The sequence below is a fragment of the Neptuniibacter sp. genome, assembly GCF_024231755.1.
Taxonomy (GTDB): domain Bacteria; phylum Pseudomonadota; class Gammaproteobacteria; order Pseudomonadales; family Balneatricaceae; genus Neptuniibacter.
On record NZ_JAAEQH010000243.1, the window covers coordinates 1 to 13,391 of the forward strand.

The window sequence follows — 13,391 nt, forward strand, 5'->3', positions numbered from 1 at the left end:
GATCATCTGAAAATGGCAAACGATTGTGGTGTAAGCACGATTCGTGTTGCCACTCACTGTACCGAAGCGGACGTATCTGAACAGCATATCGGTATGGCTGCGAAGATGGAGATGGATACGGTTGGCTTCCTGATGATGGCGCATATGGTTTCTGCAGAGAAAATTCTGGAGCAGGCCAAGCTGATGGAAAGCTACGGCGCTAACTGCATCTACTGCACCGACTCTGCTGGTTACATGCTTCCAGACGAAGTGACAGAAAAGATCGGCCTGCTGCGTGCAGAACTGAATCCGAATACTGAGATCGGTTTCCACGGTCACCACAACATGGGCATGGCGATCGCTAACTCACTAGCAGCCGTTGACGCTGGTGCTGTGCGCATCGATGGCTCCGTTGCAGGTCTGGGTGCAGGCGCTGGTAATACTCCTCTGGAAGTATTTGTCGCGGTTCTTGAGCGAATGGAAGCCAATCACGGCATCGATCTTTACAAGATCATGGATGTGGCAGAAGACGTGGTTGTACCACTGATGGATCAGCCGATCCGTGTAGACCGCGATGCCCTGACTTTGGGTTACGCAGGTGTTTACAGCTCCTTCCTATTGTTTGCGCAGCGTGCTGAAGCGAAATACGGCATTCAGGCGCGTGACATTCTGGTAGAGCTAGGCCGCCGTGGCACTGTTGGTGGACAAGAAGACATGATTGAAGACCTGGCATTGACCATGGCGAAAGACCGAGGATTAATCTAATGGCTGAAGCATACGAAAATAAACTGACTCAAGCTGAGATTGAAAAGTTGGCTGAGCACTGTGAAAACGCAGAGCTTCAGGCGTACGAAATTACCAAGATCACTGATGATTACCCACAGATGACCTACAAGGATGCCTTCGACATTCAGTGGGAGATCCGCCGTCGTAAAGAAGCGCGTGGAAACAAAATTGTGGGCATGAAGATGGGCCTGACCTCCTGGGCAAAAATGGCTCAGATGGGTGTAGAGCATCCATGTTACGGCTTTCTGGCTGATTACTTCTCTGTACCTGACGGTGGTGAGATCAAACATGATGAGCTGATCCATCCTAAGATCGAAGCAGAGCTGGCATTTGTTACTAAAGCACCGCTGAAAGGTCCTGGCGTACATATCGGCGATGTGCTGCGTGCCACTGACTTTGTTATGCCCGCTGTTGAAGTTATTGATTCACGTTACAAAGACTTCAAATTCGATCTTAAGAGCGTAATCGCAGATAACTCCTCATCTACTCGTTTCATCGCAGGCGGCACCATGGCTGATCCTGCAGATCTGGACCTGAAAAATCTGGGTGTGGTGATGGAAGTGAACGGTGAAGTGGTTCAACTGGGTGCTGGTGCTGCAGTACTAGGACATCCTGCTTCTTCTGTAGCGATGCTGGCAAACATGCTGGGCGAGCGTGGTGAAGAGATCCCTGCGGGCACTTTCATCATGATTGGTGCGATCACTGCAGCAGTTCAGGTAAACAAAGGCGACAGCTTCTGTGTCCGTTATCAGGATCTGGGAACCGTTAGCGGTAAGTTCGTATAAACCACTAGAGTGTGGGAAGAGGGTAAGCCAATGCCAATTGTTCAGGTGAATATGATGTCAGGTCGAACTGCGGATCAGAAAGAAAAGATGATTCGTAAAGTAACGGATGCTGTGATGGAGGCGATTGATGCTCCTGAGCAAAACGTCACCGTGATCATTAATGAGATCCCAAAATCTGAGTTTGGTATTGGTGGCCTATCCGCGGATAAACAGGGGCGTTGAGCTTCTGATAAAGAATAGAAGGTAGAAAAAATGCCAATCGCAAATATTCAGATGATGGAAGGTCGTACTCCGGAGCAGAAAGCAAAGCTGATCCGCAAAGTAACCGACGCCATCATGGAGTCGCTGGATGCACCGGAAGGTAACGTTCGCGTATTAATTAATGAGATCCCTAAGCCGCATTTCGGTATTGGTGGCCAGTCTGCAGACAAACTGGGACGTTAAGAAATAATAATAAAGATAAGGGTGCTTAAGATGGGTAATAGTGCGTTTGATGTAAAAGATTTTCGCCGGGCTTTAGGTCAGTTTCCAACCGGTGTAACAGTTATTACGACCAGAGATGAAAAGGGTGAACCTATTGGTGTAACTGCCAGTAGCTTTAACTCTGTTTCTATCGATCCGCCATTGATTCTGTGGAGTATCGATAAAGGGGCTTATAGCCTGGATACATTCAGAAATACCGAGCATTTTGCGGTGAATGTTCTGAGTCGTGATCAGGTGGATATATCAAACCGCTTTGCTAGTCGTGGTGAAGATAAATTCAGTGGTATTGAATACCACGATGGAATCGGTGGCAGTCCGGTATTAGACGATTATGCTGCTCAGTTTGAGTGTAAATCCTGGGCTGTATATGAGGGTGGTGATCACCTGATTCTGGTAGGTGAAGTGGTTGATTATCGCTACAAGGATATCCATCAACCATTGGTTTTCTCCCGTGGTAGTTATGCTGTTTCCGCTTCTCACCCGGCTATGGTTAAACCAACGGCTACCAACGGTGCCAGTGAGTTTATCAGTGATTATCTACTCTATCTTTTGCGAGAAACTTATAACCGTCACAGCCAGGAATTGTATCCTAAGATGCAGCAGGAGTGCGGTGTCACACCTGAAGAGTGGCGTGTTGTTGCTATTCTGTCTGATAACGCCCAGATGAATCTTTCTGATCTGGCTCCACTGGTAATGCAGCCGGAAGGTGCGTTACGGGAAACCGCTGAGTGGATGGCTGATAAAGGCACACTGGAGTTTGTAAATGACAACGCGGTAGCACTTTCTGCAAAGGGAACTGTGCTGGCTTCACAGCTTCTTAATATTGCTAAAGTGCACGAAGCCAATGCCTTGGCTGCTCTGCCTGAAGATCAGGCTAGCCTTCTTAAAGATAGCTTACGGTCTATTTTAGCTCTGGATTAACGCTAGTTAATCCGCTCCTGGACAGCCCCTTTCCTGCACATTAAGGGGCTTCCTCCCTATAAATTTTGAGAATTTCAGTTCGATGCTGAGCATTGGGCCGGGCTTTCTATTGTCTTTTTTTATGTTACGGGTGATTAAGTTGAATATTTATAAAAATATCGAAAAGACTTTTTTTAACACTTTAACTAAAAAAATAGTCGGTAATGTTCTGTTTCTAGTGGTGCCAAATTTTATTTTGGTTGCTGCTGCCTTTTGGTTATATCTGGGTCTTTCAGAAACCCAGCTAATGCATGCTTCTGGTAATCAGGTTGATAGCCATATCAACGATCTTTCTAATCAGCTTTATTACGGCTCTGTAGCTGCTCTGAGCTTTTGTCTGGGCTCAGCCCTGTTCAGTATCTTCTTTATGCGCCACCTTTTCCTGGCGCCGATTAAGCATATGACCGAGGTGCTCAATGACGTAGAGCATAAAGAGGGAGATATATCCGCCAATCTGCCGACCTACACCTGCGATGAAATTTCTACGATGGCTGAAAGCTACAACAGCTTCTCCAATAACCTGAAGCAGATGATAGCGGATACCCGGCAGCGTAGTGTCAAAGTGGCATTAAGTGCCAGCCAGCTGCAGAAAGTGATCCATGATGCCAAAAGCTCAGCTCAATCACAGGAAGAACAAGCGCAGAAGGTGTTCCAGGCCAGTCAGGAGGCGACTCAGGCGATAGAGGGTATAGCAGGTAATACAACTGACATTGCTAACAGGAATGACCGTAATCTCGTGGAGATCCGAACTGCAGGGGAGGAGATGTCTCATGTGCAGGAGCAGATGCGTTCAATTGAAAGTCAGGTTAATGACTTCCTAAGCGTGGTACAGAAACTATCGGAAAACTCGGAAAACATCATCAAGGTTCTCACACTGGTTCAGGACTTCTCCGATCAAACCAATCTTCTCGCTCTCAATGCTTCGATTGAAGCTGCGCGTGCGGGTGAGGCAGGAAGGGGCTTCTCGGTTGTAGCTGATGAGGTACGTACTCTGTCACAGAAAGTTAGTGAGGCAACTCAGGAGATTGATAGCAATATCAAACAGATGGTTTCGCTGGTGGGTAATACTAAGTCTGGGGCGTCCAATATCATGCAGTACGTCTCGGAAACCGATCAATTTATCACTCAGGTTAGTGACAAGTTCAAAACAATGATCGTTGATTTCGAAGAGGTCAGTGGTCAGATGAATAATATCAGCGCAGCTATTGAAGAGCTGTCATACACAAATAACAACACCCATCAGCATGTTACCGAAATCACCGATATCTCTGTGGATATTAAATCGGAGATGGAGGTGTCCACTAAGCATTCTCTGGAACTGGAAAACTGTACCGAGGAGATGCAGGAGTTGTTATCACGCTTCAGTATTGGCTTTGGTGGTTTTGAAACGATTTTGGGGCGGGCAAAAGATGGGGCAAATAAAATTCAGGATGCTCTGGAAGAGATGAATAACGCAGGGGTTAATCTGTTCGATACCCAGTACTCCCGAGAGAACCCTGATCAGCAGCCAGAAAAATATAACGTTGCTTATACCCAGCAGTTCGAACATAAAATCCAGCCATTGTATGACCAGTTTATAAATCAGTTTCCTGAGTTTGCCATCGCCTGTGCATTTGACCGCAACGGCTATTGTCCGGCGCATAACAGCAAAATATCTAAACCGATTACAGGTAACTTTGAAGTGGATAATGCCCTGAGTCGTCATCGTCGAATCTACAACGCCAACCGTGTTGAACAACGCCGGGCCAACCAGACTTCGCCTTTCCTTTTGCTGACAGTGATCCGTGATACCGGTGAGATCCTCAATTCACTGTCTATCCCGCTGTATGTGAACGGAAAGTTCTGGGGCAACTTCTGCGCGGGTTTCTCGCCGGAACTGTTATTAGACCAGCCCACTCAGTAACTGAATTTTAAGCAGGAGTTTTTGTGAATAGATCAACTGCCCCCGGATTTATCGAGTTTGTGTCTCTGATGGCGCTGATTATGTGTTTTGTCGCGTTATCGATAGATGCGGTACTACCTGCATTGGCCTTGATAGGAAGTGATCTGGGTGTCAGTAACCCCAATGATATTCAATTGGTAATTACCGGGGTTTTCTTTGGGGTTGCTGCAGGTCAACTGGTGTACGGACCATTGTCTGATGCCTGGGGGCGGAAGCCTTCGGTCTACCTGGGGTTTTCCATCTTTATTGTCGGCTCTTTTGTCTGCTTGTTCGCTGAAGATATGCAAGGCATGTTACTTGGTCGATTCCTACAGGGATTGGGAGCAGCAGGGCCACGTATTGTTACTTTGGCGATTGTGCGGGATCAGTATAAAGGGGCCCAGATGGCGCGGGTGATGTCGTTTATTATGACCCTGTTTATTCTCTCCCCTGTAGTAGCACCACTGATCGGACAAGTGGTTTTGATGTTTGCCGGTTGGCAGGAGATTTTTATTCTTTTGCTTGTTGTTGGCCTTATCGCTTTGATCTGGTTTGCCTTTCGTTTACCAGAAACACTTCCGCTTGATAGGCGAACGCCAATGCGTCCTGTGGTTATCTGGAACAGTATGAAAGAGCTATTGGCACACCAGGCTTCGCGGGGGTTCGTGTTGGGGTTAGGCCTTACCTTTGGTGCATTTCTTGGCTTCTTGAACTCGGTACAACAGATCATGCAGGACCTTTATCAGCAGGGGGCGATGTTCCCGGTTTATTTTGCGCTACTAGCCGCGGGAATCGGTGCGGCTTCACTGCTTAATGCAAAGCTGGTGCTGTGGTTGGGTATGCGTTCATTGCTGCTTGGAGCACAACTCCTAACCGTTGTCTCTTCAGTTATTGCCTGGTGGTTCGCCCTGTATCTGGATCTGAATCCGCCGTTCTGGAGCATGATGATCTACTTCAGTCTGGTGCTGTTTGCGATGGGGATTCAGTTTGGCAACCTTAATGCGTTGGCAATGGAGCCTTTTGGTCATGTTGCTGGTCTCGCTTCCAGTGTGGTCGGAGCGGTGTCTACCTTTGTTGCGGTAGGGCTAGGCCTGATAGTGGGGCAGGCGTTTGATAACACGGTAATACCCGTGATTATGGGATTTGCTGTGTTAGGCGCCAGTTCAGGAGCGATTACTTTCTGGGCTTTCCGCCATCGATGTCGTGCCATTGAGCAGAATTAGTTGGTCTGTATAACGACCCCTCATTAAAAACGTACAAAAACAAGCACCTGATTCAGGGCTTGATAGCCAATTTAGGCAGCTCAATTGGAGATGAATTAGTATGAAAGCACTGGTGTTGGCAGCTGATAGCAGCGAAAACATGAAGCCGTTAACCTTGGATTTGCCTAAATCTGAATTAGAGGTCAGCGAAAGTATTTTGCTTGAGCGAACGCTTCGCAGAATTGAACAGGCAGGTTGTTCTGAAGCGATTATCGCGGTTAATAACTCTTCCAATCAGGTTATCAACGCTGTTTCGGCAATGTCATTCGAAAGCTTGGTTTGCTCCTTCTCTATCGAATCGGAGCCGCTTGAGAATGGTGGTCGCTTACTTCAGGCGCGCGATCTATTGGGTGAAGAGCCTTTCCTCCTGGTAGATATTGCTATATCTACCGATTTGGAGTTTTCCGAGCTAGTTTGCAAAGGTGTTCCTGATAACAAGCTAGCTCGTTTAGTTTTTGTACCTAAGGCGGCTCATCACGCCAAAGAGTACTTTAGTTTGTCGAAAGGTGGGGGATTGTCTTTTACCTTTGATGAAACCTTTACTGGTGATGAAGTTACATTCTCAGGGATAGGTATGATTGACCCATATTTAATTGACCGCTACGCGCCTGATTTTGCCCAGTTCCCTTTAATTTCTCTCTTAGCCCCTGCGATTCATCAAGGGTTGGCTTGTGGAGAGTTATACGATAGGGCTTGACCTAAGAGAGTAGTTAGCCTGTGTATTCCTGAAGCATTGCCGTGCTATTGAGCAGTAATATTACTGCTCTCCTTAGATTCTTCTTCCTTTAGCTCTTTTTCCTTTAGTTCTTTTTCTTTTAGCCCCTTTTCCTTTTTAGCGGGTTTATTTACCAGAAAGATTCCTCCAGCAACCAAGGCTAGAGCGATAATAAAGGAGGCTGAAATAGGCTCGTTCAACAGTAGGAAACCGAACAACACACCGAACAGAGGTGTGATAAACCCGAAAGGGGTGATCTTTGATGCTGGGTAGTGATGGATCAGCCAGTACCATGCTACATAGGAGATAAACGCAATGATTACCGCCTGGAACAGCAGTGATAAAACAGCGAGTTGGTTTAGCTCGATGATGCCTGGTTCACCGTTGAGTATGGAGCAGAAGGGTAGCAGAAGAGCGGAAACACCCAATTGATAGAACAAGACCTTCTCTGCGCGTAATAAACGTTGAGGTGAAGCTTTAACCACAACGGTCATCGAGCCCCATAAGATAGCTGCACCAATTGCCATCAGATCACCGATCCAGCCAAATTCACTGCTACTGCCTTCATCCATAAAAGCGATAACTATGCCTGTAAAAGCACAGCATAAGCCGATCACTTGTAGCAGTTTTAAGCGCTCACTGGGCACTAGCAGGTGCATCCCTAATGCAACCACAAAGGGAGATAGGTAGAGAAATACGATAGCTCGGGATGCCGTAGTAAATTCAAGCGACCAGTAAAGAAGGGCAAACTCAGCGGTGAATAACAGACCCGCAACAATCCCCCACCATTCAGCTCCATCCCTCTGGAAAATGGGGATGTTTTTCCAACGCATCCAGACACAAAGCAACAGTACGGCCCCGATAGAACGAAGTGCTGCTTGCATGATAGGGGACACAGAATCCAGAGTGACTTTGATCGCTACTTGCTGCAGACCCCAAAGAACGCAGAGAACCAGCAGTAAGATAATTGCAGAACGATCAACCACATCTTTTGTAGACACTCAGAACTCCTAAGTTAATGCTATTACTGGTAGTGAACAGCGTGTGTAAACAGCACGCCCAGCGTGCAATTCTAATGAGATATACAGAATAGCCTTGTCCCCATAAAATGGGGACAAAAACAAGCAAACTAAACGCTATACTGCTCAATAAAATACTGATGTGAGAAGAGCATGCCTCTAGAAAAACACTTCTGGCAGGAGCTGACAGAACAGATAGCTGGCTGTATAGATAAGTTGGGCGGTGGCGAGTTCTATCCACGCTTTTTTCAGATGATGAAGAAACTCGCACCTATCGATCAATATATGGTGTTTGAGTTCTCTCCGAATGGTGATTATGCCAGCTGTCGTTTAGCACATAATGTTAATCAACCCGACTTGGGCTTGGAGCTAGCATCACTATATCTGGAAGGGGCTTATCTGGATGATCCCATGCTCCAGGAGCTGAAGGATTCAGTATTAGCTGCACCGGATAGCGCACCAAGCCGGCTGCTTGAGAAACGAACGCTTCCTCCGGTCTATCGACGCCGCTTTTTTAATGTTCCCAAATTCGATGCGAAGTTTGCTTTTGTAGTCATTGACCGTGAAAGTCAGCACCTTTTCTACGTTAATTTCTACAGCAAGCAGGAAGATGGTTTTGCAGAGAATCAGTACGAGGATCTGAAGCAGGCAAGTACGCTGATCGGCTCTTTGCTGTTAAAGCACTTTCGGGATGAACGCCAGAAACGCGGAGTTATTAAATCACTGTTGATATCGGGGCTTTCTGAACGGGAAGCCCAGATCTGCAATATGATCCTGCAGGGGCATACTGCAAAATCGATTGGAATTGAGCTGGAACTGTCCGAATCAACGGTGATTACTTACAAAAAAAGAGCGTTCGGTAAGCTAAAGATTAACCGAAAATCTGAGCTGGTAAGATTTGTTTAAGTTTTCCAGTCAGCTTTGGATGAAGAAGTCTGGATTAAAGCTGACAGCTGTTGTCATATTAGATCTGGATCAAAACGTCTCAAAAGTACCAGAAGCGGACGATAGAGCCACTTGCATCTGAGGCTGTTGTAGGAGATATTTGCGATCCGAATCTAATGGATCTATTTGAACTATGGCATAGGAAGCCCAATTGAATTTCATGATAAAGCACTTTGCTTCTCTTCTTATACTGCTATTAACTGGTTGTGGTTCTGCACCTCTTAAACATCCTATAAATAACAATTACAACCCAGAAATTGTTACTTTGACTGATAACAGAAATGATCAGTTAAAGACAACGCGGCTGGATCTATTGCATGGCGAAACTGTCATGACATTAGGTGATTCTCAGCTTCCAGAGAACTTCCTTTCTCATATAGAACTCTATCTAGGCCAAAGGTTATTTTTACAAGATAACAGAGGGGTGATTGTTCTAGACAGTCTTGACGTTAAATGGATTAAGATAACTCCCGGAGTAAATAAGGAGTTCTATCAAGATATTTATCCGGCCTCGGGATCAGCAGAAATGATAGCTAATGAAATTATATTAAGGCTATTCGATAAGTATCACACTGAAACTAACATTGAGGTGCTACTCACCGGTAGCTACAACGGTGCTTTCTTCTCTGGTGGAGGAATGGATCAAGTTTGGGGTACTCCATCAGACAATGATGTATTAGATGTTATTGAGTCAGCCTTAGATGAAGCAATAATTGAAGTTAAGAAAAGGCAATAACTATAGATTTCCGCAAAGTGTCGGTAGGCGGCAAGATACTCAAAGCTAATGCAACATGGATTTGTTCATTATGAGTTTTAACGACAACTATCATGAATATATCAATACTATTCCACTTGCTGGCTTGCTTGTGCTAGGTTCCACCATCTTGTTGGGTTCATTGTTTGCGCTCAATATTGGGGGTGTGTTGTTTGGTTTTATAGCGCTATTCTTTCCTATTTCTACTGGGGGTGTAGTTAAGCTAGTTATCAACAAGCCAATGGCAAAAATAAATATAATCTGTATTGCAGTAGGCTCGCTATTTATTTTCTCATCACTGGTCTTTAGTGACAGTTTCTTAGTGCCTTATGTAATTACTTTAATTACCTGGGCCTTATTATTCTTCAAACACTTTGATGAGATCACCAAAACAGGTTAGGGGGCTTTAGGCGCATAGAACGACTGGTTTGTGTCGGAAAGTGACTACAGTGGTTACTTTGGCTCTGAGATAATCAATATCAAGGAATGGTTAAAACGGTTTAATGAAAAATCTGGTGATGGTGTTTCTTCTTATATTGAGTAACCCTTCCATGGCCGAAGGAATTAGCCTGTTTGGTAAATTCATTACCTTTAAAGGTGGAGAGTTTTATAATCCCTACGAGGTTTATGACAGGGATGCTATAAGTATTTCTTTTGATCGTTCGTGTCAGCAGTCGTCATGTTATGGAAAAGTTATGATTTTTCCTTCGACCAATCCTGAAAAAATAGCGGATGCATACACTTCTTTTCAAGTGCCTAAGTCCATTCAAAGCAGCTGTGACTCTAACTTTATGCTCAAAGAGCATGCTGGCACGCTAGTTTCCGTTTACAAGATGGATGACTATGATTACTTAGTGGCTTTTGTGGGTAGCAAAGAGAAATATTATCAGTTTGAACAAGCGCTTTGTGCAGATTGATTTTCAGAGAAGATTAAGTCCGCAAAGTGTCAGCAGTAGACTTAGAGCGTGCTTCTAAACAAGGAATGATATTGAAATGGAGACAGTATTGTTTGTACAGGCTTCCTTGATTGTGGGCCTGTTGGCTTCGATGTTTTTCTGCTTTAAGGGGTTAGCGTTCTGGTTAAAGTTTCTTATCAATTTGTGGTCTTTTAAGTTTGATTATCCTTCTTTAGGGAAAGCTATACAGTACATATCAGTTCCGATCCTTTTCTTTCTGTATTGTGTAAATAGTGGATTATTAGAGCCTGCGTGAAGCCCATGGCTACTTTGTGTCGGAAAATGACTTCATGCTCTTTAACTGCTCTACATAGTTGGCACAAGGATTAAGTGTTCCTGTAATGGTATATGTATTAGGTTACTTATTAGATTTAATGGCTTTTGGAGCATTATTGTTCCGTTTTGCGACAGCAGATGATGCAAGCTATGACTGGTATCTGGATGTTTATCCATCTTTAATCCTTATCTTTATTGGTATGCGTTTGGTGCTTGTAGGTCGATGTAAGGATGAAGTGTTTATTTATTCTCAGCAGGTTCTAGATCGAGATAAAGACTGGTACTTAATTTTTGGCTATGGAAGCATCGCCCTAGGAGCTATTCTGCTGTTTGTGGGATAGTAATGTCACAAATGTGTCGGTAGAAGACTTTAACCCTTCGAATAAGTAATGTTGGGCCTATATGGAAATCATCGGAAACAGCCTAGTTGCAATCAGCTTATCTATAAGCATTGTGTTCGGGAGCTTCGTGTTTATAAGGGCTATCTACTTTTTGGCTAAGGCGCTTTCCCATACAAATAAGGAAGTTGCAAGCCGTAACCGATATATATCTTTTAATTTCACAAATGCTATTTGGATTCACAATGGGCTTACTGAAGTAGGGTGTAGATACCGAACTAAAGCCCTAGTTAATCTTGGTGTATTCATGGTGCTGATTGGGATTACAATTTTTCTGGCATGAAGTGACGTGCAATACTAATGGGAGGGCTTAACAACATAGAGCGTCTGTAATGAATGCTTCGTGTCACTAGCAGTAACATCAATGGAAATGAATAATGCGGATTAAGAGTTTTGTATTCTCTTTTCTTTTAATGGCATCTTCTCACGGCTTTACTAGCGAAAGTTTGAGTTATGAGAATGAGTCTGTGATGGCTGTAATTGGCCTTGGTAATCACACATGCAAAAAGTATTTAGCAAGTTTGAACAGTGATAATAAATACTTATATCGCTCTTGGGCTGCTGGCTATGTGACTTCTTTTGGACACATCGTAACCAAAAGTAATGATTTCCACATATATTATAAAAACAGTACTTTTTATTCAGATTTGAAAACGTATTGTACGGACAATAAAACAGTTAGATTCTTTGATGCTGTAAATCATCTTCTTACACCCATCGTCATTCAATGGACCAATAGAAATAAACAGGCGAACAAAAATCTAAATCGTTAATGTCTGCAAAGTGTCCACAGCGGACATGTACTGTCAGATCAGATCTAGAGTTTTACACTATAGAGAAAAGGTCTGTTCCAGCTTTTCATTACTAATCTGATGTACTTTGTTTAGCTCTTCTATCTGTCCTGCAATATCTTTCCCATTAGGCTGTTGAGCATCATTTTCCAGTTGCTTGCTAAGTTGCTGCAGTGATTTGAAGCCAAAGTTGGCCGATGCACCAGCCAGCGTATGGGCTTTGTGAGTCAGACTGTTGAAATCCTGTTCCTGCATATGTTTTTCCAAGTCAGATAACAGACTGTCGGCCTGTAGTTTAAACTGCTTCAAAAGTTCTTGAAGGCTCTCTTCGCCAAGCATTGATTGGTGCTGTTTAAGAAGCGTTATATCCAGCATGTCGTCTGAGCTATCTGTGGTCATATCTGTCTGGGAACCTTGCTGTTGAAGGATTTTCTGTAATTCGTCATATTGAATGGGTTTGGCCAGAACTCCATCCATTCCCGCTTTCAGGTAGTTATCCACCTCATGTTGTGCCACAGAGGCGGTCAGGGCTATTACTTTGATCTGAGCTTTCTCGGCTTTAGGGTGTTGCCTGATTCTACGGGTGGTCTCGACCCCATCCATATCCGGCAGGTGGATATCCATTAGAATCAGATCGTAGTCATGATCATTATGCATGGAGAGGGCGGTGAAGCCGTCGTCTGCAATCGATACAACGTGCCCATCACTCTCCAGCAAGCCTTTGGTGACGGCCTGGTTGATCGGAGTGTCTTCGACCAGAAGAATATCCAGAGACTGATTCTTGGCGGCAAACTGTTTTGTTTCAGCCTGGTCGGGTAGCTCAGTAGCTACAGGGTAAGTGAGTTCAAACCAGAATGTGGTGCCTTTGCCTTCTTCACTCTGGCAGACGACCTGTCCTCCAAGATGTTCGATAATCTGTTTAGTGATAGCTAAGCCAAGACCCGTTCCACCATAGCGACGCGTGATAGAACTGTCCGCCTGAGTAAAGTGTTGGAAGATTTTATCTTGTGCCGATTCTGCTATCCCGATGCCGGTATCTTCGATACTGAAGCGCAGCGTTATTCCCTGAGAGTCATTTTTGATTTTCTCTGCACAGAGTCGAATATACCCTTCGTGGGTAAATTTGAGTGCGTTAGAGAATAGGTTGATCAGGATCTGGTTGAGGACCTGTTTATCACCCATCACGTTTGGTAGGGATCGGTCGATAGCGGGAACAATCTGCAGTGACTTTTCCTGCGCTACCGGCAGGAACAGGTTGTAGATCTCATCCAAAACCTCCTGTATCAGGAACGGTTTCTGCTCCTGTGCTAACTGACCAGACTCGATTTTTGAGTAGTCGAGAATGTTGTTCAGTATCGATA

Annotated in this window: 16 protein-coding genes; 14 read left to right on the top strand and 2 right to left on the bottom strand. The window is 44.7% G+C overall.

Features of this window, described 5'->3' with window-relative positions; genetic code table 11:
• The 8 genes from dmpG to GY843_RS13045 all read left to right on the top strand — a co-directional run.
• Positions 1-744: 4-hydroxy-2-oxovalerate aldolase (dmpG, locus tag GY843_RS13010; RefSeq protein ID WP_297310317.1), on the top strand; the 744-nt coding region annotated here is incomplete at its 5' end.
• Complete coding sequence (dmpH, locus tag GY843_RS13015) at positions 744-1,550, top strand: 2-oxo-3-hexenedioate decarboxylase (protein WP_297310319.1); 807 nt, start codon at positions 744-746, stop codon at positions 1,548-1,550. The genes dmpG and dmpH, both read left to right, overlap by 1 nt.
• A 30-nt stretch (positions 1,551-1,580) precedes the next feature.
• A complete protein-coding gene (locus GY843_RS13020) occupies positions 1,581-1,772 on the top strand; it encodes a 2-hydroxymuconate tautomerase (protein WP_297310321.1) in 192 nt (63 codons plus the stop codon).
• Between the two features lie 30 nt (positions 1,773-1,802).
• A complete protein-coding gene (locus GY843_RS13025) occupies positions 1,803-1,994 on the top strand; it encodes a 2-hydroxymuconate tautomerase (RefSeq protein ID WP_297310324.1) in 192 nt (63 codons plus the stop codon).
• 30 nt (positions 1,995-2,024) lie between these two features.
• Entirely contained in the window at positions 2,025-2,954 is a 930-nt protein-coding gene (locus GY843_RS13030) for a flavin reductase (RefSeq protein ID WP_297310326.1), read from the top strand.
• A gap of 139 nt (positions 2,955-3,093) precedes the next feature.
• A complete protein-coding gene (locus tag GY843_RS13035; protein WP_297310328.1) occupies positions 3,094-4,896 on the top strand; it encodes a methyl-accepting chemotaxis protein in 1,803 nt (600 codons plus the stop codon).
• Positions 4,897-4,919: 23 nt separating this feature from the next.
• Positions 4,920-6,137 carry a multidrug effflux MFS transporter gene (locus tag GY843_RS13040; RefSeq protein ID WP_297310330.1) on the top strand — a complete coding sequence of 406 codons (1,218 nt, stop codon included), beginning with the start codon at positions 4,920-4,922 and terminating at the stop codon, positions 6,135-6,137.
• Positions 6,138-6,237: 100 nt separating this feature from the next.
• Positions 6,238-6,873, top strand: coding sequence for a sugar phosphate nucleotidyltransferase (locus tag GY843_RS13045; RefSeq protein ID WP_297310332.1), 636 nt, complete (start codon positions 6,238-6,240; stop codon positions 6,871-6,873).
• Positions 6,874-6,917: 44 nt separating this feature from the next.
• On the opposite strand, the gene GY843_RS13050 is transcribed toward GY843_RS13045, so the two are convergent.
• Entirely contained in the window at positions 6,918-7,892 is a 975-nt protein-coding gene (locus GY843_RS13050) for a DMT family transporter (RefSeq protein WP_297310334.1), read from the bottom strand.
• A gap of 171 nt (positions 7,893-8,063) precedes the next feature.
• On the opposite strand from GY843_RS13050, the gene GY843_RS13055 reads away from it, so the two are divergent.
• From GY843_RS13055 to GY843_RS13080, 6 genes are all read left to right on the top strand, one after another.
• Positions 8,064-8,816 carry a helix-turn-helix transcriptional regulator gene (locus GY843_RS13055; RefSeq protein ID WP_297310336.1) on the top strand — a complete coding sequence of 251 codons (753 nt, stop codon included), beginning with the start codon at positions 8,064-8,066 and terminating at the stop codon, positions 8,814-8,816.
• 190 nt (positions 8,817-9,006) lie between these two features.
• Positions 9,007-9,591 carry a hypothetical protein gene (locus GY843_RS13060; protein ID WP_297310338.1) on the top strand — a complete coding sequence of 195 codons (585 nt, stop codon included), beginning with the start codon at positions 9,007-9,009 and terminating at the stop codon, positions 9,589-9,591.
• Between the two features lie 70 nt (positions 9,592-9,661).
• Complete coding sequence (locus GY843_RS13065; RefSeq protein ID WP_297310340.1) at positions 9,662-10,009, top strand: hypothetical protein; 348 nt, start codon at positions 9,662-9,664, stop codon at positions 10,007-10,009.
• A 103-nt stretch (positions 10,010-10,112) separates the two neighbouring features.
• Complete coding sequence (locus GY843_RS13070) at positions 10,113-10,526, top strand: hypothetical protein (protein ID WP_297310342.1); 414 nt, start codon at positions 10,113-10,115, stop codon at positions 10,524-10,526.
• Positions 10,527-10,879: 353 nt separating this feature from the next.
• Positions 10,880-11,182, top strand: coding sequence for a hypothetical protein (locus GY843_RS13075; protein ID WP_297310344.1), 303 nt, complete (start codon positions 10,880-10,882; stop codon positions 11,180-11,182).
• Positions 11,183-11,616: 434 nt separating this feature from the next.
• Positions 11,617-12,012: a hypothetical protein gene (locus GY843_RS13080; RefSeq protein WP_297310346.1), complete on the top strand. Its 396-nt coding sequence runs from the start codon at positions 11,617-11,619 to the stop codon at positions 12,010-12,012.
• A gap of 57 nt (positions 12,013-12,069) precedes the next feature.
• On the opposite strand, the gene GY843_RS13085 is transcribed toward GY843_RS13080, so the two are convergent.
• Positions 12,070-13,391 (bottom strand): ATP-binding protein (locus tag GY843_RS13085; protein WP_297310348.1); only part of this gene is annotated, 1,322 nt, incomplete at its 5' end.